Genomic DNA, 21158 nt, shown 5'->3' with positions numbered 1-21158 from the left:
TCCAGCCGGCTTTATGATTACCATCGACTTTAGTATGCGGTATCAGGAGCAATGTTCGCAAAAACGCAGTATGTAATCCACAGTCATATGACCGGGCTCACACGCGGTTGTTAATCCATGTCAATAGCCCGTGAACTACAACCCGCTTTAAAAATCCAGGGAGGTATTGAGAAGAGATGAAGAAATTGTTCCTGCTTATTCCGGCCATTGTCCTTGCGGGGTGCATGTCCATCACAAGGACCGAGGGGACCAGGATAGACAAGTCGAAGGTGCTGGAAATAAAGCCGGGCTCTACGACCCGGCAGGCTGTCATCGAAGCGTTCGGCTCCCCGACTGAGGTAAGCTATGAGAATAGCGAGGAGCGGATGGTATACACTTTTAAGGAAAAGAAAGTCCCCGCGTACCTTGGAGGGGTAGTAGAAAACGAGGTCAGGGGCAGTGAGTCAAAGACAACCCTCGAACTCGTCTTCAGGGACAACGTGGTCTGGTCCTACGGGTTCAAAAGCGCCGGGAACTGACCGATTTACTCGCCGGCCTGTTTAAGGACCTCATCCTTGCAGGCCTTTGAGAGCCTGAACTTCACGGCCTTCTTGGCTGGTATCTGTATCTCCTCGCCTGTCCTCGGGTTCCTTCCGGTCCTGGCGGGCCTGTCAACAAGCACGAGCTTCCCGAGCCCGGCAACTGTAAACTGGTTTTTAGCCTCTCTGTAGGCAAGCTCAGCCAGCTTGGCCATGATCTCCTTAACCGTCTTCTTGGGCACCCCTGTCTCGCGTGAGATGTGATCCTCTATCTGGGACTTGGTCATCGAATTTGACATAAAAACCTCCGTCTCTGCGTTTTTTTTGCCTGCCCAAAGAGGCCGGTCGAGCGGAAAAAGACAGGTCAGATTTGCGATTGCCAGCAGATGAGCCGGTCCCGCAATACTATTATAGTTGAGTTTAAAACGAAATCAAACGAACAGCTTCTAAAGAAAAACAAAGGGACGGGATAACTCCCGTCCCTTTACCTTTATTCCTTGTCAGCGGCCTTTTTCCTGGGCGCCATCTTTGCCGGCGCCTTCTCGGTCTTTTCAGCCGTTTCCTTCTTCGCGGCCGCCTTCTTGGCAGGGGCTTTCTTTTCGGTAGCCGCAGCCTTCGCCTTGGCAGGCGCTTTTGCCTTGGCCGCCGCGGGCTTCTTCGGAGCCTTGGCCTTTACCGTAGCTTCGGCAGCCTTCACTTGCGCACCCTCTACCAGCTCTATGATGGAGATAGCGGCGTTGTCTCCGGGCCTGTTGCCGAGCTTCATTATCCTTGTATAGCCGCCGTTGCGTTCCTTGAACTGCGGTGCGACCTCGGCGAAGAGCTTTGTGACGGCGACCTTGTTCCTCATGAAGGCCATAGCCCTTCTCCTTGAGGCCAGGCTGCCGTTCTTGCCGAGCGTTATCATCTTCTCGGCGTAGCTCCTGAGCACCTTGGCCTTGGGCGTGGTCGTCTTTATCCTGCCGTGCATGACCAGGTCGTTGGTCATGTTGGCAAGCATGCTCTTCAGATGGCTGTATGTCCTGTCAAATCTCTTTTCGTCTCTGTTATGTCTCATAAGGCGTGCCCCTTAGGCGGTCTCCTTGTGCTCAGAATGCATGCCGTCAAGCTCTTTTCTTGAGGGGAAGCCCTCGAGCTTCATGCCGAAATCCAGGCCCATTCCGCGAAGTATTTCCTTTATCTCGTTAAGAGATTTCCTGCCGAAGTTCTTTGTCCTGAGCATCTCCTGCTCGGTCTTCTGCACCATCTCGCCGATATACTTGATATCTGCGTTCTTGAGGCAGTTTGCCGACCTGACGGAGAGCTCAAGCTCGTCCACTGTCTTAAAGAGGTTGTCGTTGAACTGAGGCTTGCCCTCGCCTCTTTCCAAGAGAGCCTCTTCCTCGCCCTCTTCGAAAGTGATGAAGACGCTCAGCTGGTCCTTCAATATCTTGGCGGCGACAGCTACAGCGCTCTGCGGGTCGATAGCGCCGGTCGTCCACACCTCGAGCACGAGCTTGTCATAGTCGGTCCTCTGCCCTACCCTGGCATGGGTCACGTTGAAGTTTACCCTGCTTACGGGCTGGAATATGGAATCGACCGGGATGGTCCCGATGGGCATCTCAGGCAGCTTGTTCCTCTCTGAAGGCACATAGCCCTTGCCGGATGCTACGGCGAGCTCGCAGTCGAACTTCGCGTCCTTCGCGACCGTTGCTATGTGCTGGTCAGGGTTAAGGACCTCGACGGTAGAATCGGTTATGATGTCGCCGGCCTTAAGTACTCCGTCTCCGCCGTTCTTTATCCTCAAGGTCTTGGGCCCCTCGCCGTGGAGCTTGAGCCTGACCTGCTTAAGGTTCAGTATTATATCGGAAACGTCCTCCTTGACCCCGTGGATCGAGGTGAACTCATGCAGGACTCCGTCTATCTTGACCGAGGTGATGGCCGCGCCCTGAAGGGACGAAAGGAGTATCCTCCTGATGGCGTTGCCGATCGTCACGCCAAAACCCCTTTCAAGCGGCTCAGCTACGAACTTGCCGTATGTCGGGGTAAGCGTGTCTTTTTCTACCTCAAGCTTTTTCGGTTTGATAAGGTCACGCCAGTTTTTTTGCATGGTTTACCTATCCTTGTTTAAATTGTAGTAAGACCTAAAAAAGGCTTTCCTTCCGGCAGCCGCGGCCGCCGGAAGGCAGGTCTTTCAGGATTATTATTTGGAGTAGAGCTCGACAATAAGCTGCTCGTGCATAGGCAGCGTGGTATCTTCCCTTCTCGGGAGCCTTGCGACCGTTCCCTTGAGGTTATCCCTGTCAAGCAGGAGCCACTCCGGTATTCCATGCCTGCTCTCGGCCGACTTGATGTTGTCGGCGAGCCTGGCTTCCTTCTTCCTCTTCTCAGCGACCTCAATCATATCGTTCTGCTTGACCCTGTAGGAAGGGATGTCGACCTTCCTGCCGTTCAACCGGAAGTAGCCGTGAGTGACCATCATCCTGGCCTCGCTCCTGGAGCCTGCGATCCCCAGCCTGTAGACCACATTGTCGAGCCTTCTTTCAAGCATCGTGATGAGGTTCTCGCCGGTTATGCCCCTGGACCTGTCCGCGTCCTTGAAGGTGTTCTTGAACTGTGTCTCCATGAGACCGTAGGTCCTCTTGACCTTCTGCTTCTCTCGAAGCTGCAACGCGTATTCGGAGACCTTGCCCCTGGCCTGGCCGTGCTGGCCCGGCGCGTAAGCCCTTCTCTCGAACGCGCATTTGTCAGTGTAGCAGCGCTCGGCCTTGAAGAATAGCTTCATGCCTTCGCGCCTGCAGATCTTGCAAACCGATTCAGTATACCTTGCCAACTTGCTTCCTCCGTTCATCCAGTGCCCGGACATATGGCCGGGCAGGGCGCCAAAATGCGCGTAAATGAATTCTTTGAGTTATACCCTGCGCCTCTTCGGGGGCCTGCACCCGTTGTGGGGGAGAGGCGTTACGTCCCTTATAAGGCTGATGCTGAACCCGGCGGCCTGCAAAGACCTCAATGCCGCTTCCCTGCCAGCTCCCGGGCCGTTTATAAATACCTCAACGGTCTTTACACCGCTGTCCATCGCCTTCTTCGCGGCCGTCTCGGCTGCGACCTGCGCGGCGAAGGGCGTGCCCTTCCTTGAGCCCTTGAAGCCCTGCGCTCCGCAGCTCGACCAGGCTATCACGTTCCCGGCAGGGTCGGTGATGCTCACAATCGTGTTGTTGAAGGTCGACTTGATGTGGGCGACCCCCCTTGATACAGCTCTCTTTTCCTTCTTGACCTTTGCCATCTAAAACTCCTCCGGAGACTCTAAAGCGCCTGTAAAAATGTCCAGGCCCCTGAATTGACCGCAAATAGTTATTATGCCCTAAAACACCTGTGAAAATCCAGTAAATTCTTTATTCGGACTTCCTGGTCGAAACCACGCCCTTGCGGGGGCCTTTCCTTGTCCTCGCGTTGGTATGGGTCCTCTGACCGCGCACCGGGAGGTTCTTCCTATGGCGTATGCCCCTGTAGCAGCCCATGTCGATAAGCATCTTGACATGCATGGAGACCTCTTTTCTGAGATCACCTTCCACCTTGAAGTCGGTGTCGATGGCCTTCCTGATGGCCGCGACCTGCGGCTCCGTGAGGTCCTGCACCTTTACCGAAGGCTCAACGGCCGCCTTCTCGAGTATCTTCCTGGCTGAGGTCTGGCCGACGCCGTAGATCTGGGTCAGCGCGACATCAATCCTTTTGTTCTTTTTCAGGTCTACACCAGCGATCCTTGCCAAAACTTTTCCTCCTTTGGAAAACGGCTGAGGTTAAAAAAAGCTTACCCCTGCCTCTGCTTGTGCTTGGGGTTTGTGCAGACCACGCGGACTACACCGCTTCTCTTTATGATCTTGCACTTGGCGCATATCTTCTTTACTGAACTTCTTACCTTCATCTTTTTCCTCGCTTTTTGAAAACTACTTGGCCCTGTATGTTATCCTGCCCCTGGTAAGGTCATAGGGAGACAGCTCGACCGTGACCTTGTCGCCGGGCAGTATCTTGATGAAATGCATCCTCATTTTTCCGGAGACATGAGCAAGCACCTTGTGCTTGTTCTCCAGCTCCACCCTGAACATTGCGTTCGGGAGAGTCTCGATTACCGTCCCCTCTACGAGTATTGCTTCCTCTTTAGGCATCCTGTTCCTGTTTTCTAAAGCCTCGAGAGCACCAGCGGCCCTTCCGGGGTTATTGCTACCGTATGCTCGAAATGAGCGGAAAGGCGACCGTCAGCCGTAACGGCCGTCCAGCCGTCTTCCAGAACCCTGATGGCCCAGCCACCCGCGTTTATCATGGGCTCTATCGCCAGCACCATGCCTTCTTTTAATCTTACGCCGGTCCCTGGGGTCCCGAAGTTCGGCACCTGAGGCGGCTCATGGAGCTCTCTTCCTATCCCGTGCCCGACGAACTCTCTTACTACCGAGAACCCAAAGGACTCTACATGGGTCTGTACCGCCGAGGATACGTCCATGAGGCGGCCCCCGACCTTGGCGGCCTCTATCGCCCTTGCGAGCGACTCCTCGGTAACCCTCATAAGGAGGCTGGCCTCCTCAGTTACCTTGCCGACCGGCAGGGTAACGGCAGAGTCGCCGTAAAAACCATCGATCCTGACGCCGAAGTCAATACTAAGGATATCCCCGTCCTTAAGCGCCATCTTCGATGGCATACCGTGCACTACCTGCTCATTCACCGAAGTACACAGGCAGTACGGGTAACCCCTGTACCCCTTGAAGGCGGGCACGGCCTTTCTCTTCTTTGTCTCTTCTTCGGCTATCTTTTCAAGGTCAAGGGTCGTGACCCCGGGCCTGACCTTACTTTTGAGGATTGCCAGGACTTCGGCGACTGCGACACCGGCCCTGCGCATGACCTGTATCTCTTCAGGAGATTTTAGTATTATCGCTTCCCTGCTCAATTGCCCCTACGATCGCGCCTGTTATCTGGTCTACAGGCCCCTTCCCGTCGATCCCCCTGTAAAGCTTCTTGCCGGAATAGTGCTCAACGAGAGGGAATGTCTCTTCCTCGTAGACCTTGAGCCTCGCTTCAATGGTCTCTTCCTTGTCGTCGTCCCTCTGGTATATCTCTGAGCCGCACGCGTCGCACATGCCGATGTTCACCGGAGGGCTGAATATGACATGATAGCTCGCCCCGCATTTCCTGCAGACCCGGCGGCCGGAAAGCCTTCTTATCAGTTCCTTCCTGTCGACCTCTATGCCGATGACGGCGTCTATCTTCTTGCCCTGGGAATCAAGGGTCGCCTTGAGCGCCTCGGCCTGGGCTATAGTCCTGGGAAAGCCGTCGAGGATAAACCCAGCCTGGGCGTCATCCTCTTTGATACGGTCTACGACCATGCCGACAACAACTTCGTTTGGCACGAGCGCGCCCTTGTCCATATATTCCTTGGCCTTTAAGCCAAGCTGGGTCTTGTTCCTTACGTTAGCGCGCAGGATGTCCCCGGTCGATATCTGTGGGATCCTGTACTTGTCAGCGAGGCTCTTGCCCTGAGTGCCTTTTCCGGCTCCTGGGGCTCCGAGAAGAATGATGTTCATATCAGATCCCTAAAAGCCCCTGCCTTTTATCTTACCTTTTTTAAGCAGACCCTCGTAGCTCCGGGCCAAAAGGTGCGATTCTATCTGTTGCGCGGTGTCCATGCCGACGCCAACGATGATCAGGAGGGCTGTGCCTCCGAAGTAAAAGGGCGCGTTGAACTCGGTTATAAGAAGCGACGGCAGTACGCATACCGCCGCCAGATATATAGCGCCCCAGAGAGTCAGTCTCGTGAGCACGGTATCGAGATAATCTGCGGTGTTCGCCCCCGGCCTTATGCCTGGCACGAAGCCGCCGTACTTTTTAAGGTTCTCCGCCACGTCCTTCGGGTTGAACTGGATAGCCGTGTAGAAGAACGTGAAGAATATTATAAGAACCACGAACAGGGCGTTATAGAGAAGCCCTCCCGGGCTCAGGCTCTGGGCCAGCCACTTCATCGACGGAACGTTAATGAAGTTGGCCACGGTAGCCGGGAATACGATTATCGACGAGGCGAATATCGGTGGTATGACCCCTGAGGTATTCACCTTAAGCGGCAGGTGCTGAGTGCCTCCCCCCATGACCTTCCGGCCCACGACCCTTTTCGGGTACTGTATCGGTATCCTCCTCTGCCCCATCTCCATGAATACGATGAAGGCGACGACAGACACCATAAGGACGATAAGGAGGATGATGACAAAAAGGCTCATCTCACCGGCCCGCACCAGCTGTATGGTGTTGTAGAGGGCCGAGGGCATGTTAGCCACTATGCCGACGAATATTATGAGGGATATGCCGTTGCCTACCCCTCTCTCAGTTATCTGCTCGCCCAGCCACATGAGAAAACATGTCCCGGTGGTCAGGGTTATTATTGTAAGAAGCCTGAAGTCCCATCCGGGATTCAGGACTATCGGCTCTCCGGCAGGTCCCCTCATCGACTCCAGGCCTACAGCTATCATGAGGCTCTGGACGATGCTCAGGCCTACGGTCGAGTACCTGGTGTACTGGGTTATCGTCTTCTTGCCGGCCTCGCCCTCTTTCTGGAGCTTTTCAAGGTGCGGAACAACAGCGGCGAGAAGCTGGATGATGATGGATGCGCTGATATAGGGCATTATGCCCAGCGCAAAAACGGAAAAGCGCTCTAGAGCGCCTCCGGTGAACATTGTAGCGAAGTCAAGGAGCGTCCCGCTCGCGCCCTTGAAAAAAGCCGCAAGCGCCTCGCCGTCGATCCCGGGGGTGGGAATGAAAACACCGAGCCTGAAGACTGCAAGCATGATAAGTGTAATCAGAATGCGGCGGTTAAGCTCCGGGATCTTGCTTATGTTCGGAGTTATCCCCGCCAAATCAGATTACCTCCGCGGTTCCGCCCGCGGCCTTTATCTTCTCGATAGCGCTCTGGCTGAAGCTGTTGGCCTTTACCGTGATGGCGGCCTTTATCTCGCCCTCGCCGAGGACCTTGACAGGGAGCTGCCTTTTAATGAGGCCTTTATCGAGTATCGAAGCCGGGTCTGCTACCTCTCCGGCCTTGAACGCAGCCGCTATTGCGCCGATATTTACTATCTGATAATCGGTCTTGAATATATTAGTGAAGCCCCTCTTCGGGAGCTTCCTCTGAAGCGGCATCTGTCCGCCCTCAAACCCGGGCTTCACGTTGCCGCCTGACCTCGCGGTCTGCCCCTTGCCGCCCCTTCCGGAGGTCTTGCCGAGCCCGCTGCCTTCGCCGCGACCGCGCCTTGTTTTTTTCTGGTTGGCGCCCTTGGGTGCCTTAAGCCTGTTAAGCATCTCTATTCCCTTTTGGATAGCTTGATAAATTTAGGAGCGGCTCAAATACTATTTTGGCTCTTCGACGCAAACGAGGTGGGATACCTTCGCGACCATCCCCCTTGTAGATGGGTTGTCAAGAAGCTCCCTCGAGCTATTGGTCTTATTAAGGCCCATACCCTTGAGTATTATGCGGAGCCTTTCGGTCGCGGGCCTCTTTTTCAAAGTAACCTTTATCTTCTTCTCCATCACCTTACCTCTTGAAGATGCTTTCCGCGGGTCTCCGCGACGTTCTCCGGGCTCCTGAGCTGCTTGAGCGCGTCCATGGTGGCCTTCACGACGTTATGAGGGTTGTTGGTCCCTATGCACTTCGTAAGGACGTTAGTGATGCCGACAGACTCAACGACCGCCCTGACCCCGCCCCCGGCGATGATGCCGGTACCAGGTGAAGCTGGCCTCAGGAAGACCCTGCCCGCGCCGAATGCACCGGTTACCTCGTAGGGTATGGTGCCGTCTTCGACTATCGGTACCCGTATGAGGGATTTCTTGGCCTGTTCTATAGCCTTCCTTATAGCCTCGGGCACTTCGTTAGCCTTGCCCAGGCCGATCCCCACATGGCCTTTCGCGTCGCCTACCACGACGATGGCGTTGAAGCTGAACCTCTTTCCGCCTTTGACGACCTTGGCGACCCTGTTGAGGTATACGAGCTTATCCTTAAGCTCCAGGGCGTTTACGTCTATCTTGTCCAAAAAAAGCCTCCCTTATTGGTCCCGGTTTGGAGGAAAACCCCAAATCTGCGTTTGATATGCTCAGAACTTCAGGCCAGCTTCTCTGGCGCCCTCGGCAAGGGCCTTGACCCTGCCGTGGTAGATATAGCCGGACCTGTCAAACACGACCTTTTCTATGCCCTTATCGGCGGCGATCTTGCCGATAGTCTGGCCGACCTTCTTCGCCGCGTCTATCTTCTTACCGTCAGCCCCTTCGAGCTCTTTCATCTTTGTGGATGCCGCCGCCAGTGTCTTTCCGGTGGTGTCGTCTATGATCTGGGCGTATATGTGCTTGTTCGACCTGCGCACGTTGAGCCTGGGCCTCTCGGCCGTCCCCTTGATCTTCTTCCTGACGCGCGCCTTCCTTCTCTCCCAGCCGCTCTGCTTCAATACCCTACCATTCATCTGCCTTATTTACCTCCGGCCTTGCCAGCCTTGCCGGCCTTTCTCCGTATTACCTCATCTGAGTACTTGATGCCCTTGCCCTTATAGGGTTCCGGCTTCCTGAAGGCCCTTATGTCGGCCGCCACCTGCCCGACGAGCTGCTTGTCCGCGCCTTTTACTATGACGCCGGTCTGCTTGTCGACTGTGGCGCTAATGCCCTTGGGGAGTTCGTATTTAACCGGGTGCGAGTATCCGAGCGCGAGGTTAAGGACGTTGCCCTGCACATCGGCCTTGTAGCCGACGCCTACTATGTCCAGCCTCTTCTGGAAGCCCTCGGTCACGCCCTTGACCATGTTCGCTATAAGCGACCTGGTAAGGCCGTGCAAAGACCTCGCGAGCCTTGACTCATCAGCCCTGGTCACGGTTATTTGGGAGTCCTTGAACTCCACCGAGACCTCTGTCCTCATGGGCATCTCAAGAGCGCCCTGAGGGCCGGCTACCTTTATCAGGTTGCGCTCAAAGGCGACCTTGACGCTTGCCGGAACAGCTATAGCCTGTTTACCTATCCTTGACATTTCGTGATCCTTCTGTAGTGTCCGTGGATTTAGCAGTTATCAAAATACCGTGCAGACGACTTCTCCGCCAACTCCGAGCTCTCTGGCCTTCCTGTCGGTCATGAGCCCCCTGGAGGTCGACACTATCGCTATTCCGAGGCCGTTGAAGACCCTGGGAATATCCTCCTTGCCCACGTACCTCCTGAGGCCTGGCCTGCTTACCCTCTTGATGGCGGATATCGAGCTCTTCTTCAAGGGCCCCCACTTGAGGAGCACCTTGATATAGCCCTTTGAGCCATCCTTGAAGGAGGACACGTCTTTTATGTAGCCCTCCTCCTTGAGGATCTTGGCGATCTCAAGTTTCACTGTGGAGGCGGGAAGTACGACCTCCTGCTGTTTCGCCTGGACCGCGTTCCTGATTCTGGTCAGCATGTCCGCGATCGGGTCTGTCATCGACATTTCCTGTTTCTCCGTCTCTTAATTATTACCAGCTGGCCTTGACCACGCCGGGGAGGTCGCCCTTGAGGGCCATTTTCCTCATGCAGAGCCTGCACATGTCAAACTTCCTGTAGTAGGCCCTTGACCTGCCGCAAATGGGGCAGCGGTTGTACTCCCTGACCTTGAACTTCTGCTTCCTTTTGGCCTTTGCTATGAGTGACTTCTTAGCCAATTAAAAACCTCCATGGCGGTTAAAAGCTTTAGCTCCTGAAAGGCATTCCCAGGTGCTTAAGGAGGGCCTTCGCCTCCTCATCGCTCTTCGCGGTGGTATTGATGGTTATGTTGAGTCCCCTGATCTTGTCTATCTTGTCGTACTCTATTTCCGGGAATATGATCTGCTCTTTTACGCCGATCGTGTAGTTGCCCCTGCCGTCGAAAGACTTATCCGGCATGCCCTTGAAGTCCCTGATCCTGGGAATAGCGAAGGATACGAGACGGTCGAAGAACTCGAACATCTTGGGGCCCCTGAGGGTCACCATGCAGCCGATTGGCATGCCTTCCCTGAGCTTGAAGGTCGCTATGGACTTCTTGGCCTTGGTCACGACCGGCTTCTGGCCTGTTATCGCAGTAAGGTCGCGCGTGGCGGCATCTATAAGTTTTACGTCCTTTACGGCCTCGCCGAGACCGATATTAAGGACTACCTTCTCCAGCTTGGGCACCTGCATGGCGCTGGTGTAGCTGAACTCCTTCATCATCGCAGGCACTACTTCTTTAGAATATTTTTCCTTTACTCTCGGGTTCATTTATCCAGCACCTCACCGCACTTTTTGCAAAACCTCACCCTGCGGTCGCCTTCGGTCTTTTTGCCAGCCCTCACCGGGCCCTTGCACTTCTCGCAAAGCAGCATCACGTTCGAGACATGCAACGGAGCCTCTTTCTCGATTATGCCGCCGTGCTTGTACTTGGCCGAAGGCTTCTGGTGGCGCTTGACAAGGTTGAGCTTCTCGACGTAGACCTTTTCCTTCTCTGGGTCTACCCTCAAGACCTTGCCAGTCTTGCCCCTCTCCTTGCCGGCTATGACCATTATCTGGTCGTCTTTCCTTATCTTCAATGCCATTTTCAACCAACCCTTGTCTGAATTAGAGGACTTCTGGTGCGAGCGACACTATCTTCATGAACTTCTTGGCGCGCAGTTCCCTGGCAACTGGCCCGAATATCCTGGTTCCCACGGGTTCGCCATCTTTGTTGATTATCACGCAGGAGTTCTCGTCGAACCTGATGTAAGACCCGTCAGGCCTCCTGGTCTCCTTCCTGGTGCGCACTATTACAGCCCTTGCCACGTCGCCTTTTTTAACCTTCGCGTCAAAAACGGCTTCCTTGACGTTGACGACAATGACGTCGCCGATGTTGGCGATGAGCTTGTTGGAAGCGCCTATGACCTTTATGCACGAGACCTTCTTGGCCCCCGAGTTATCAGCAACCCCGAGGATCGACCTGATCTGTATCATTTTGCCTTCTCCAGAATTTCTTTAACGCGCCATCTCTTGGTCCGGCTGAGCGGCCTGGTCTCGACTATGAGGACCTTGTCGCCGGAGCCGCACTCGTTCTTCTCGTCATGGGCCGTGTACTTGACGTTCCTCTTGACGTACTTGCCGTAGAAGGGGTGCTTCGCGAGCCTCTCGATGGAGACCACGACGGTCTTGTCCATCTTGCCGCTTGTGAGCACGCTGCCTACGAGGGTCTTTTTATGCGGAGTTCTGAGTTCTGCTGACATCTGTTATTTCTTCCCCCTCTCCTTCTCGGCTGCGATGGTCCTCATCCTTGCGATGTCTCTGCGCAGCGCCCTGAGCCTCAACGGGTTCTCAAGCTGGCTGGTGGCATGGCGCATGCGGAGGCTGAAGAGCTCCTTTTCAAGCTCACTCCCCTTCGCCTTTAAGTCCTCAAGGGTCATACCCCTTATCTCTGCCGGTTTCATATTGCTTCCCTTTTAATAAACTTTGTGCTGAGCGAGATCTTGTGGGAGGCGAGCCTGAAGGCCTCTCTTGCCACATCCTCTGTCACGCCCTCCATCTCATAGAGCACGCGCCCTGGCTTTATTACAGCTACCCAGTCCTCGGGAGCGCCCTTTCCGCTTCCCATCCTTGTCTCAGCTGGCTTCTTGGTTATAGGCTTATCGGGGAATACCCTTATCCAGATCTTGCCGCCCCTTTTTATGAAACGGGTCATGGCGATCCTGCCGGCCTCGATCTGGCGGGTGGAAAGCCATCCGCACTCGATCGACTGAAGCCCGAAGTTGCCGAAGGACAGTTCAGCCCCCCTGGTGGCAAGCCCTCTCCTTTTGCCCCTCTGCTGCTTCCTGAATTTGACTTTTTTTGGTATCAACATGGCTCGAAACTACCCCTTTTGCGCCGCGGCCGCTTCTTCAACCGCCCTCTGAGTCGGGACCTCGCCCTTATAAACAAATACCTTTACGCCAATGATGCCGAAGGTCGTAAGCGCCTCTGCCTGGCCGTAGTCTATATCGGCCCTCAGTGTGTGTAGCGGCACCCTGCCCTCCCTGTACCATTCGCTTCTGGCTATCTCGGCTCCGCCGAGCCTTCCGGCGCACATTATCTTTATGCCCTTTGCCCCCATCCTCATAGATGAGGTCACGGACTTTTTCATGGCCCTTCTGAACGACACCCTTCTTTCGAGCTGCAGCGCGATGTTCTCTGCGACGAGCTGAGCGTCGGTATCGGGCTTTCTGACCTCCACTATCTCAAGGTCCACATCCCTGCCGGTGAGCTTCGCGAGCTGCTTTTTCATCACGTCTATCTCGGCGCCGCGCTTGCCTATCACGATGCCGGGCCTCGCGGTCCTTATGATGACCTTCACGCGGTTGGCAGTCCTCTCTATATCTATCGAGGATATGCCGGCGTGGAAGAGCTTCTTTTTAACGAACTTCCTGAGCTTCAGGTCCTCGTGGACGAATTCGGCGTATTTCTTCTCGCTGTACCATCTCGAGTTCCAACCCTTGGAAATCCCCAGTCTGAATCCTATTGGATGTACCTTCTGGCCCAAAAACCGACCTCCGTTCTAAGTTCTTTCAGAATAATAAAAACAGCGGCTTTATCTCTCACCGAGCACGACAGTCACGTGGCTCGTCCTTCTCCTTATGACGGCGCCCCTGCCCATGGCCTTTGAATGGGTGCGCTTGAGCGTCGGCCCGCCGTCGACATAGGCGGTCTTGACGTAGAGCTTGTCGACATCAAGGCTCTTGGTGTTCTCGGCGTTGGCAGCGGCGCTCTTTACGAGCTTGACTATTTCCCTGCTCACTGCCTTGTGGTTATAGCTTAGTATCGTGATCGCCTCGTCGACCCTCTTGCCCCTGATGAGGTCTACGACCAGGCGCGCCTTCTGGGGAGAGGTCTTTAAATATCTTAGAATAGCCTTGGCTTCCATCTTGATTCCTGGCTCCTTATGCGAATTGCTTAACCGGACCGCTTAACCCTTGGCCCCGGGCACCTTTGCCTTCTTTATTCCGGAATGGCCGTGAAAGGTGCGAGTGGGGGAAAACTCTCCAAGCTTGTGGCCCACCATGTTCTCGGTCACGAAAACCGGTACGAACTTCTTGCCGTTATGTACCGCTATCGTAAATCCCACCATCTCGGGTGTTATCATGGACCGCCTTGACCAGGTCTTGACTACTTTCCTCTGCCTGGCGTCGGTTGCGGCCGATATCTTCTCCATGAGGTGCTCGTCTACGAACGGGCCTTTTTTTACAGAACGCACCGTTATTTCCTCCTGGTAATTATATACTTGTCAGAGATCTTGCGTCTCCTGGTCTTGTACCCTTTAGTTGGCACGCCCCAGGGGTTGGTCGGGTGGTTTCCGCCCTTGCTCTTGCCCTCGCCGCCGCCATGCGGATGGTCGACCGGGTTCATGGCAACACCCCTTACCTTGGGGTTCCTGCCGAGCCAGCGTGACCTTCCGGCCTTTCCGATGGTAACGTTCTCGTGGTCTTTGTTGCCGATCTGGCCTATTGTCGCGTAACAGTCCTGAAGGACGTACCTGACTTCGTTCGAGGGCAGCTTAATGGTAGCGTAATCGCCCTCTTTGGCCATGAGCTGCGCGTAGGAACCGGCGCTCTTGACGAGCTGTCCGCCCTTGCCCTTGCGCATCTCAACGTTGTGGACGAAGGTACCGACCGGTATCGCGCGGAACGGCAGTGCGTTGCCGGGCTTTATGTCGACATCAGGTCCGGCTACCACAGTATCGCCAACCTTGAGGTCAAGGGGGGCGAGTATGTACCTCTTCTCGCCGTCCACATAGTTAAGGAGCGCAATATTAGCGGTCCTGTTCGGGTCGTACTCTATCGCCGCGACCTTCGCCGGGATGTTTACCTTGTCCCTCTTGAAGTCGATGAGCCTGTAGAGCCTCTTGTGCCCGCCGCCTATCCAGCGGGTGGTCACCCTTCCGGCGTTGTTCCTGCCGCCGCTTTTGCCGAATGATACGGTCAGGGCCCTTTCAGGCCTCTTCTTCGCGACGTCATTGACCAGTGTGGTCTTTTTTCTAAGAGCCGGTGAAGTAGGATTGTATTTTTTTACTGGCATCGTCTTTCTCTTCTCGAAAATTTAATCGTTTTTTTACACGCCTTCAAAGATCTCTATCTTGTCTCCCTCGCGGAGCTTGAGATAGGCCTTCTTCCTCGTGGGCTTCTGCCCCTGGAACTTGCCCATCCTCTTCATCTTGCCGGGCACGCGCTGCGTGTTCACGTCCAGGACCTTTACCTTGAATATATTCTCAACGGCGTCCTTGATGTCCTTCTTGGTGGCGGTAAGCTCCACCCAGAATACGACCTTGCCTTCGGCCGTGGCTGCCGTGCTTTTCTCCGTGATGACCGGTGATTTCAATATTGAGTAATGGTTTTTCATTGCACCATCGCCTCTACTTTCTCAAGGGCGGCCCTGGTAATGACCAGGTTGTCGTAGCTCAGTATGTCATAGACGTTGAGCCCCCCTGCCTTCTGCACCTGGAAGTCCTTAAGGTTCCTTACCGCGAGCTCAAGGTTCCTGTTCGCGCCGTCGATGATGATGAGGGCGTTGTCCAGGTTGTGCTTCTTAAGCACCTCGATCGCGGCCTTTGTCCTGGGCTCAGCCAGCTCTATCGAATCGAGGACCGTAAACCTGCCCTCCTTTACCTTCAGCCTGAGAGCGCTCTTGATGGCTTCCTTCATGACCTTCTTCGGGACCTTGTACGAGTAGTCCCTCGGATGCGGCCCAAATACCGTACCGCCATGCCTCCAGAGAGGGCTCCTGTTCGAGCCAGACCTCGCGCGTCCGGTGCCCTTCTGCTTCCAGGGCTTCGCGCCGCCGCCGCTGACCTCGCCCTTTGTCTTGGTCGAAGCGGTGCCGGCCCTCTTGTTGGCGCGCTGCATCTTGACCACTTCATAGAACAGATGCTCTTTAACATCGCCGGCGAAGATAACGTCGCTCAAGACCATCTCGGAGACTTTTGAGCCATTCGTGTTCAGAACCTCTACGTTCATATCCCTAATCCCTTGAAATTTCGGTTAAACAACGACTATACACAATCCGTAATCAATTCTCAACCAAAAAACAGGCTCTGGCCTACTTTTTAAGCGCCTTTTTTATGACGACAACGCTGTTGACAGCACCTGGCACAGCGCCCTTTACCAGAAGGATATTCTCCTCGGCCCTCACGCCCACTATCCTCAGGTTCTGCACAGTGACCTCGGCAGCGCCCATATGACCTGCCATCTTCATTCCCTTGTATACCCTCGACGGATCAGAGCTCGAGCCGATCGAGCCAGGGGCCCTGTTGTGCATTGAACCATGGGACTCGGAGCCGCCACTGAAGTTGTGCCTCCTCATGGAGCCCATGAAGCCTTTTCCCTTTGATTTGCCGATGACATCGACCCAGTCGCCAGCCTTGAATACGTCGGCCGCGTTTATGGCTGCGCCTGGCTGGTAAGCATCAAGCTCAGTGCCCTTGAGCTCTACGAGGCGGTAGAAAGGAGTGCTGCCGGCCTTTTTGAAATGGCCTTTCATGGCCTTGTTGACCCTCGACTCCTTCTTCTCCATGAAGCCGACCTGCACGGCCTCATACCCGTCCTTGCCCTTGGTCTTCCTCTGGACAACGGTGTTGCCGGTCTTGATGACCGTTACAGGCACCATTGCGCCGTCATCGGAATAGACATGGGTCATCCCGACCTTCTTGCCGATTATACCTTCTATCATTTTTCGCATTCCCTGCCGCAGAGGCCCCCTCGCGGGTGCATGCGCGCCTTATAGGATTGAGTATCTAACAGCCTAGCAGTCTAACTGAAGGAGTATTACTCGAGCTTTATCTCCACGTCCACGCCTGCGGGGAGGTCAAGCTTCATGAGGGCATCGACCGTGTTCTGCGTGGGCTCCATTATGTCCATGAGCCTCTTGTGAGTGCGTATCTCGAACTGCTCACGGCTCTTCTTGTCCACATGGGGTGAACGCAGCACGGTGAACCTGTTGATCCTGGTCGGAAGCGGTATCGGGCCGTTTATCTGCGCGCCCGTCCTCCTTGCAGTCTCGACGATTTCCTTCACAGACTTATCGAGAAGCCTGTGGTCGAACGCCTTAAGCCTTATTCTGATCTTCTGGTTATCCACCCTTTAAACTCCGTACCTTATTGTCCCAGGTTCCGCCTTGGCGGATATCCTACTCAAGTATCTTTGTAACAACACCCGCGCCGACGGTCCTGCCGCCCTCGCGGATGGCGAACCTCAAGCCCTCTTCCATGGCTATCGGGTTTATAAGCTCTACGTCTATGTTAACGTTGTCTCCGGGCATGACCATCTCAACACCCTCGGGAAGCTTCGCTATCCCGGTAACGTCGGTAGTCCTGAAGTAGAACTGAGGCCTGTAGCCGTTGAAGAACGGGGTGTGGCGGCCGCCCTCTTCCTTCGTGAGGATATAGACCTCGCCCTTGAACTTCGTGTGCGGGGTCACTGAACCCGGCTTCGCAAGGACCTGACCCCTCTCAACGTCTTCCTTCTTGGTGCCCCTCAAGAGGGCGCCGATGTTGTCTCCGGCCCTGCCCTCGTCCAGAAGCTTCCTGAACATCTCAACACCCGTCACGATGGTCTTCTGAGTGGCACGAAGCCCTATTATCTCTATCTCCTCGCCGACCTTGACAACGCCCCTCTCGACCCTGCCGGTCACAACCGTGCCGCGGCCTGATATCGAAAAGACGTCCTCAACCGGCATAAGGAACGGCTTGTCTATCTCCCTCTTGGGATCGGGGATGTAGGTGTCGAGCGTATCGGTAAGCTGGTGTACAGCACCGCACCACTCGCACTCCTTCTTGCCGCAGCCGCACTCAAGTATCTTGAGAGCGCTGCCCTTTATCACAGGGATATCGTCCCCGGGGAACTTGTACTGGTTAAGAAGCTCCCTCACCTCAAGCTCAACGAGGTCCAGAAGCTCCTTGTCGTCGACCATGTCGACCTTGTTGAGGAAGACCACCACATAGGGCACGCCGACCTGGCGGGCCAAGAGGATGTGCTCCCTTGTCTGGGGCATCGGGCCGTCGGCGGCGGAAACAACCAGTATCGCGCCGTCCATCTGCGCGGCGCCAGTTATCATGTTCTTTATGTAGTCGGCATGGCCAGGACAGTCGATGTGGGCGTAATGCCTCTTGTCGGTCTGATACTCAACGTGGGATATGGAGATCGTTACACCCCTCTCCCTCTCCTCAGGCGCCTTGTCTATATTCTCGTATGCCAGGAACTCGGCGTATCCCTTCGAGCTCAGGACCTTGGTTATAGCCGCGGTTAGCGAGGTCTTCCCGTGGTCAACGTGGCCTATCGTGCCTACGTTCAGGTGAGCCTTTCCCCTCTCGAATTTAGCCTTGCCCATTTTTCTTCCTCCAGGAAACCTTTCTGATTTTAATAATCCTACTTGGCCTGAACCTTTGCGGTCAGCACCTCGGTGACCGAATTGGGCACCTGCTCATAATGAGCGAACTGCATGGTATATGAAGCCCTGCCCTGTGTCTTGGACCGCAGGTCAGTAGAATAACCGAACATATTCGCCAGAGGCACGTTGGCGGAAACGACCTGGAAGCCGCCCCTGGACTCCATCCCCTGGATCTTCCCCCTTCTCGAGTTGAGATCGCCTATGACATCGCCCATGAACTGCTCGGGCACGACGACCTCGACCGACATAATCGGTTCAAGAAGGATGGGGCCAGCGTTCTTGACGGCCTCCTTGAAGGCCATGGAGCCGGCTATCTTGAAGGCCATCTCAGAAGAGTCGACCTCGTGGTACGAACCATCGTAAAGCGTTACCCTCACGTCGACGACAGGGTAGCCGGCGAGTATGCCGCTCTCGGAAGCCTCCCTCATGCCGTTCTCGACAGGGGAGACGTACTCCTTCGGAATGGAGCCGCCGACTATCTTGTTGACGAACTCGAAGCTCTTACCTTTCTCGCCCGGCTCTATCTCTATATAGACGTGGCCGTACTGACCGCGTCCGCCTGTCTGCCTGATGTACTTGCCCTCGGCCTTCGCCTTCCTGGTGATGGTCTCCCTGTAGGCGACCTGTGGCTTGCCGACGGAGGCCTCTACCTTGAACTCGCGCAGCATCCTGTCTACGATGATCTCAAGATGGAGCTCGCCCATTCCGGATATGATAGTCTGGCCTGTCTCCTCGTCAGTTTTCACGCGGAAAGAGGGGTCTTCTATGGCGAGCTTCTGCAGCGCGATTCCGAGTTTTTCCTGGTCGGCCTTTGTCTTGGGCTCGATGGCGATCGATATGACCGGCTCCGGGAACTCCATCGCCTCGAGCACTATTAACTTCTCAGGGTCGCATATGGTATCGCCGGTGGTCGTGTTCTTGAGACCGACCGCCGCGGCGATGTCGCCGGCGTATACCTCTTTGACGTCCTCGCGCTTGTTGGCGTGCATCTTGACAAGCCTGCCTATTCTCTCCTTGTGCCCCTTCTTGGAGTTATAGACATAAGAGCCTGCTGTCATGCAACCGGAGTAGACCCGGAAGAAGGTCAACTGGCCAACGAACGGGTCGGTCATTATCTTGAAGGCGAGGGCAGAAAACGGCGCGTCATCTGCCGTTGGCCTCGTATCCTCTGCGTCTGTTTCAGGGTCTATGCCCTTTACGGGCGGAATATCTACCGGGGAAGGAAGATACTCAATAACTGTATCGAGAAGGAGCTGAACGCCTTTGTTCTTGAATGAAGAGCCGCATATGACGGGTATTATCTCCATCGCGATGGTGCCCTTCCTCAGGGCAGCCTTAAGCTCCTCCTGCGTTGGCTCCTCACCAGCAAGGTACTTCTCCATGAGAGACTCGTCGAAATCAGCGGCGACCTCTATGAGTTTCTCCCTGTACTCAGCGACCTGCGCCTGCATGTCAGCCGGCACATCGGCGATCCTGAACTTGGCCCCGAGGGTCTCCTCGTCCCAGACGACCGCCTTATTAAGGATCAGGTCGACGACGCCCTGGAATGTATCTTCCTTGCCTATGGGGAGCTGCAGCAGGACCGGGCGTGCCTTAAGCCTGTCGACTATCATGGCGACGACCCTGAAGAAATCGGCACCTACGCGGTCCATCTTGTTTATGAATGCGAGCCTCGGCACGTGGTACTTGTTGGCCTGCCTCCAGACGGTCTCGCTCTGAGGCTCAACACCGCCTACGGAGCAGAAGACAGCGACGGCGCCGTCAAGTACGCGGAGCGACCTTTCGACCTCAATGGTGAAGTCGACGTGCCCTGGCGTATCTATAATATTGATACGGGTATCCTTCCACGAACAGGTGGTGGCGGCGGAGGTGATGGTTATACCCCTCTCCTTCTCCTGCTCCATCCAGTCCATGACCGCGGTGCCCTCGTGGACCTCGCCTATCTTGTAGGTAACGCCCGTATAGTAGAGGATCCTCTCGGTGGTCGTGGTCTTGCCCGCGTCGATGTGGGCCATGATCCCGATATTTCTCTGTCTGTCTAAAGGTACTTGCCTTGCCAAAGCGGCTACTCCTGAGATAAACTCTGCGATTCAGTTACTTTGAACGGGACCGGGTCACGGCCCAAACTATGCGCTCTATCCGGATTTTACGATTTATAAAAAGGGGACAGACGGCTAAGCCTCTTGCAGCGGGGTTTGATCCCCTGACTCCACAACCGGAATTACCAGCGGTAGTGGGCGAAGGCCTTGTTGGCCTCGGCCATCTTGTGCACGTCTTCCCTCTTCTTAACGGAACCGCCCTTGTTGTTCGATGCGTCTATAAGCTCTGCGGCCAGCTTCTCTGTCATCGTCTTCTCTGCGCGAGACCTCGAATAGTTGACTACCCACCTTAACGCAAGCGAAAGCTTCCTCTCGGGCCTCACCTCGACGGGCACCTGATAGGTAGCTCCGCCGACCCTTCTGGACTTTACCTCCAGCATGGGCTTGATATTCTCAAGGGCCTTCTTGAAGACCTTCATCGCCTCGGTCTTCGTCTTCTCCTCGATAACATCAAAGGCGCTGTAGATGATACCCTCTGCCTTGCTCTTCTTACCGTCCTCGGTAAGCCTGTTGATGAGCTTGGCTACTACCTTATCGCCGAACTTCGGGTCCGGCAGCACGTCCCTCTTCGGGACATTCCCCTTACGAGGCATAAACTCTCTCCTTAGAACGCTTCGTTACCGGAAGCCTACTTGGGCCTCTTGGCGCCGTACTTTGAGCGGGCTTGCTTCCTGTCGGCGACTCCTGTCGCGTCGAGCGTGCCCCTGACTATATGGTACCTTACACCCGGGAGGTCCTTGACCCTGCCGCCCCTGATGAGCACTACCGAGTGCTCCTGGAGGTTGTGGCCGACACCCGGTATATAGGAGGTAACTTCCATCGCGTTAGTGAGCCTCACCCTGGCCACCTTCCTCAAAGCCGAGTTCGGCTTCTTCGGGGTGGTCGTGTAGACCCTGACGCATACGCCCCTTTTCTGCGGGCATGATTCAAGCGCCGGTGAAGCTGTCTTCACCCTGGGCTTCTGTCTGCCCTTACGTACGAGCTGATTGATCGTCGGCATACCGGATTACCTTTCGATTTCTTAACCTGCTGGCGTAAATCAAAGCAATCTACCAGCTTTCCATTTCCTTGTCAAGAGCTAAATGGCTCATGAGAGGCACTTAATTCTAAAAAATGGCGAAAAGGGATATTAACACTAACAGCCTGTCTTTAG

General features: G+C 55.1%; 37 protein-coding genes. 1 reads left to right on the top strand and 36 read right to left on the bottom strand.

Translation table 11 applies throughout. The features are described from left to right. The first annotated feature begins 176 nt into the window (after positions 1 to 176). Positions 177 to 518 carry a hypothetical protein gene (locus A2V21_310890; protein OIJ74723.1) on the top strand — a complete coding sequence of 114 codons (342 nt, stop codon included), beginning with the start codon at positions 177 to 179 and terminating at the stop codon, positions 516 to 518. 5 nt (positions 519 to 523) lie between these two features. On the opposite strand, the gene A2V21_310885 is transcribed toward A2V21_310890, so the two are convergent. The 36 genes from A2V21_310885 to A2V21_310710 all read right to left on the bottom strand — a co-directional run bounded on the left by A2V21_310885 (position 524) and on the right by A2V21_310710 (position 21005). After that, the gene (locus tag A2V21_310885) at positions 524 to 817 is read right to left on the bottom strand and encodes a DNA-binding protein (protein OIJ74722.1); all 294 of its coding nucleotides are present in this window, start codon (positions 815 to 817) and stop codon (positions 524 to 526) included. A gap of 191 nt (positions 818 to 1008) precedes the next feature. Continuing rightward, entirely contained in the window at positions 1009 to 1575 is a 567-nt protein-coding gene (locus tag A2V21_310880) for a 50S ribosomal protein L17 (protein OIJ74721.1), read from the bottom strand. A 12-nt stretch (positions 1576 to 1587) separates the two neighbouring features. Continuing rightward, positions 1588 to 2607, bottom strand: coding sequence for a DNA-directed RNA polymerase subunit alpha (locus tag A2V21_310875; protein ID OIJ74720.1), 1020 nt, complete (start codon positions 2605 to 2607; stop codon positions 1588 to 1590). 93 nt (positions 2608 to 2700) lie between these two features. Beyond that, a complete protein-coding gene (locus A2V21_310870; protein OIJ74719.1) occupies positions 2701 to 3330 on the bottom strand; it encodes a 30S ribosomal protein S4 in 630 nt (209 codons plus the stop codon). A 78-nt stretch (positions 3331 to 3408) separates the two neighbouring features. Further along, positions 3409 to 3783 carry a 30S ribosomal protein S11 gene (locus tag A2V21_310865; protein OIJ74718.1) on the bottom strand — a complete coding sequence of 125 codons (375 nt, stop codon included), beginning with the start codon at positions 3781 to 3783 and terminating at the stop codon, positions 3409 to 3411. A gap of 109 nt (positions 3784 to 3892) precedes the next feature. Further along, the gene (locus tag A2V21_310860) at positions 3893 to 4267 is read right to left on the bottom strand and encodes a 30S ribosomal protein S13 (protein ID OIJ74717.1); all 375 of its coding nucleotides are present in this window, start codon (positions 4265 to 4267) and stop codon (positions 3893 to 3895) included. Between the two features lie 41 nt (positions 4268 to 4308). Next, positions 4309 to 4422: a 50S ribosomal protein L36 gene (locus A2V21_310855; protein OIJ74716.1), complete on the bottom strand. Its 114-nt coding sequence runs from the start codon at positions 4420 to 4422 to the stop codon at positions 4309 to 4311. Between the two features lie 22 nt (positions 4423 to 4444). Continuing rightward, positions 4445 to 4663: a translation initiation factor IF-1 gene (locus A2V21_310850; GenBank protein ID OIJ74715.1), complete on the bottom strand. Its 219-nt coding sequence runs from the start codon at positions 4661 to 4663 to the stop codon at positions 4445 to 4447. A gap of 14 nt (positions 4664 to 4677) precedes the next feature. Further along, the gene (locus tag A2V21_310845; protein OIJ75156.1) at positions 4678 to 5388 is read right to left on the bottom strand and encodes a type I methionyl aminopeptidase; all 711 of its coding nucleotides are present in this window, start codon (positions 5386 to 5388) and stop codon (positions 4678 to 4680) included. A gap of 13 nt (positions 5389 to 5401) precedes the next feature. Further along, complete coding sequence (locus A2V21_310840; protein ID OIJ74714.1) at positions 5402 to 6070, bottom strand: adenylate kinase; 669 nt, start codon at positions 6068 to 6070, stop codon at positions 5402 to 5404. A gap of 9 nt (positions 6071 to 6079) precedes the next feature. Beyond that, positions 6080 to 7390: a preprotein translocase subunit SecY gene (locus A2V21_310835; GenBank protein OIJ74713.1), complete on the bottom strand. Its 1311-nt coding sequence runs from the start codon at positions 7388 to 7390 to the stop codon at positions 6080 to 6082. A 1-nt stretch (position 7391) separates the two neighbouring features. Beyond that, positions 7392 to 7829 carry a 50S ribosomal protein L15 gene (locus tag A2V21_310830; GenBank protein OIJ74712.1) on the bottom strand — a complete coding sequence of 146 codons (438 nt, stop codon included), beginning with the start codon at positions 7827 to 7829 and terminating at the stop codon, positions 7392 to 7394. A 48-nt stretch (positions 7830 to 7877) separates the two neighbouring features. After that, positions 7878 to 8057, bottom strand: a complete 180-nt coding sequence (locus A2V21_310825; GenBank protein OIJ74711.1) for a 50S ribosomal protein L30 — start codon at positions 8055 to 8057, stop codon at positions 7878 to 7880. Beyond that, positions 8057 to 8557: a 30S ribosomal protein S5 gene (locus A2V21_310820; protein ID OIJ74710.1), complete on the bottom strand. Its 501-nt coding sequence runs from the start codon at positions 8555 to 8557 to the stop codon at positions 8057 to 8059. Before A2V21_310820 ends, A2V21_310825 begins: the two co-directional genes overlap by 1 nt. Before the next feature lie 60 nt (positions 8558 to 8617). Beyond that, positions 8618 to 8980, bottom strand: coding sequence for a 50S ribosomal protein L18 (locus A2V21_310815; GenBank protein OIJ74709.1), 363 nt, complete (start codon positions 8978 to 8980; stop codon positions 8618 to 8620). Positions 8981 to 8985: 5 nt separating this feature from the next. Then, entirely contained in the window at positions 8986 to 9534 is a 549-nt protein-coding gene (locus A2V21_310810) for a 50S ribosomal protein L6 (GenBank protein ID OIJ74708.1), read from the bottom strand. Between the two features lie 39 nt (positions 9535 to 9573). Beyond that, on the bottom strand, positions 9574 to 9972 hold the full coding sequence (locus tag A2V21_310805) for a 30S ribosomal protein S8 (GenBank protein ID OIJ74707.1): 399 nt from the start codon (positions 9970 to 9972) through the stop codon (positions 9574 to 9576). 25 nt (positions 9973 to 9997) lie between these two features. Continuing rightward, positions 9998 to 10183, bottom strand: coding sequence for a 30S ribosomal protein S14 type Z (locus tag A2V21_310800; GenBank protein OIJ74706.1), 186 nt, complete (start codon positions 10181 to 10183; stop codon positions 9998 to 10000). Positions 10184 to 10211: 28 nt separating this feature from the next. Further along, on the bottom strand, positions 10212 to 10754 hold the full coding sequence (locus A2V21_310795) for a 50S ribosomal protein L5 (GenBank protein OIJ74705.1): 543 nt from the start codon (positions 10752 to 10754) through the stop codon (positions 10212 to 10214). Then, positions 10751 to 11068 carry a 50S ribosomal protein L24 gene (locus tag A2V21_310790; protein ID OIJ74704.1) on the bottom strand — a complete coding sequence of 106 codons (318 nt, stop codon included), beginning with the start codon at positions 11066 to 11068 and terminating at the stop codon, positions 10751 to 10753. Before A2V21_310790 ends, A2V21_310795 begins: the two co-directional genes overlap by 4 nt. Positions 11069 to 11090: 22 nt before the next feature. Next, positions 11091 to 11459, bottom strand: a complete 369-nt coding sequence (locus tag A2V21_310785; GenBank protein ID OIJ74703.1) for a 50S ribosomal protein L14 — start codon at positions 11457 to 11459, stop codon at positions 11091 to 11093. Further along, the gene (locus A2V21_310780; protein OIJ74702.1) at positions 11456 to 11725 is read right to left on the bottom strand and encodes a 30S ribosomal protein S17; all 270 of its coding nucleotides are present in this window, start codon (positions 11723 to 11725) and stop codon (positions 11456 to 11458) included. Before A2V21_310780 ends, A2V21_310785 begins: the two co-directional genes overlap by 4 nt. A gap of 3 nt (positions 11726 to 11728) precedes the next feature. Further along, entirely contained in the window at positions 11729 to 11926 is a 198-nt protein-coding gene (locus tag A2V21_310775) for a 50S ribosomal protein L29 (GenBank protein OIJ74701.1), read from the bottom strand. Beyond that, positions 11923 to 12336 carry a 50S ribosomal protein L16 gene (locus A2V21_310770; GenBank protein ID OIJ74700.1) on the bottom strand — a complete coding sequence of 138 codons (414 nt, stop codon included), beginning with the start codon at positions 12334 to 12336 and terminating at the stop codon, positions 11923 to 11925. Before A2V21_310770 ends, A2V21_310775 begins: the two co-directional genes overlap by 4 nt. A gap of 9 nt (positions 12337 to 12345) precedes the next feature. After that, complete coding sequence (locus A2V21_310765) at positions 12346 to 13011, bottom strand: 30S ribosomal protein S3 (protein ID OIJ74699.1); 666 nt, start codon at positions 13009 to 13011, stop codon at positions 12346 to 12348. A 48-nt stretch (positions 13012 to 13059) separates the two neighbouring features. Beyond that, the gene (locus tag A2V21_310760; GenBank protein ID OIJ74698.1) at positions 13060 to 13392 is read right to left on the bottom strand and encodes a 50S ribosomal protein L22; all 333 of its coding nucleotides are present in this window, start codon (positions 13390 to 13392) and stop codon (positions 13060 to 13062) included. A 42-nt stretch (positions 13393 to 13434) separates the two neighbouring features. Further along, complete coding sequence (locus A2V21_310755) at positions 13435 to 13680, bottom strand: 30S ribosomal protein S19 (protein ID OIJ75155.1); 246 nt, start codon at positions 13678 to 13680, stop codon at positions 13435 to 13437. 44 nt (positions 13681 to 13724) lie between these two features. Further along, positions 13725 to 14543, bottom strand: coding sequence for a 50S ribosomal protein L2 (locus A2V21_310750; GenBank protein ID OIJ74697.1), 819 nt, complete (start codon positions 14541 to 14543; stop codon positions 13725 to 13727). Between the two features lie 33 nt (positions 14544 to 14576). Continuing rightward, the gene (locus tag A2V21_310745; protein OIJ74696.1) at positions 14577 to 14864 is read right to left on the bottom strand and encodes a 50S ribosomal protein L23; all 288 of its coding nucleotides are present in this window, start codon (positions 14862 to 14864) and stop codon (positions 14577 to 14579) included. Further along, positions 14861 to 15478, bottom strand: a complete 618-nt coding sequence (locus A2V21_310740) for a 50S ribosomal protein L4 (GenBank protein ID OIJ74695.1) — start codon at positions 15476 to 15478, stop codon at positions 14861 to 14863. Before A2V21_310740 ends, A2V21_310745 begins: the two co-directional genes overlap by 4 nt. Positions 15479 to 15560: 82 nt before the next feature. Continuing rightward, positions 15561 to 16190, bottom strand: a complete 630-nt coding sequence (locus tag A2V21_310735; GenBank protein ID OIJ74694.1) for a 50S ribosomal protein L3 — start codon at positions 16188 to 16190, stop codon at positions 15561 to 15563. A 95-nt stretch (positions 16191 to 16285) separates the two neighbouring features. Further along, complete coding sequence (locus tag A2V21_310730) at positions 16286 to 16597, bottom strand: 30S ribosomal protein S10 (protein ID OIJ74693.1); 312 nt, start codon at positions 16595 to 16597, stop codon at positions 16286 to 16288. A 49-nt stretch (positions 16598 to 16646) separates the two neighbouring features. Further along, positions 16647 to 17846 (bottom strand): translation elongation factor Tu, encoded by a 1200-nt coding sequence (locus A2V21_310725; protein ID OIJ74692.1) that lies wholly within the window; start codon positions 17844 to 17846, stop codon positions 16647 to 16649. A 38-nt stretch (positions 17847 to 17884) separates the two neighbouring features. Further along, positions 17885 to 19966, bottom strand: a complete 2082-nt coding sequence (locus tag A2V21_310720) for a translation elongation factor G (protein OIJ74691.1) — start codon at positions 19964 to 19966, stop codon at positions 17885 to 17887. A gap of 161 nt (positions 19967 to 20127) precedes the next feature. Further along, positions 20128 to 20598: a 30S ribosomal protein S7 gene (locus A2V21_310715; protein OIJ74690.1), complete on the bottom strand. Its 471-nt coding sequence runs from the start codon at positions 20596 to 20598 to the stop codon at positions 20128 to 20130. A gap of 35 nt (positions 20599 to 20633) precedes the next feature. Further along, positions 20634 to 21005: a 30S ribosomal protein S12 gene (locus A2V21_310710; protein OIJ74689.1), complete on the bottom strand. Its 372-nt coding sequence runs from the start codon at positions 21003 to 21005 to the stop codon at positions 20634 to 20636. Positions 21006 to 21158 lie beyond the last annotated feature (153 nt).

The sequence above is a fragment of the Deltaproteobacteria bacterium GWC2_55_46 genome, from assembly GCA_001595385.3.
Taxonomy (GTDB): Bacteria; Desulfobacterota; GWC2-55-46; order GWC2-55-46; family GWC2-55-46; genus UBA5799.
Note: the sequence above shows the minus strand (reverse complement) of the source record. Positions and strands in the feature narration are given on the sequence as shown.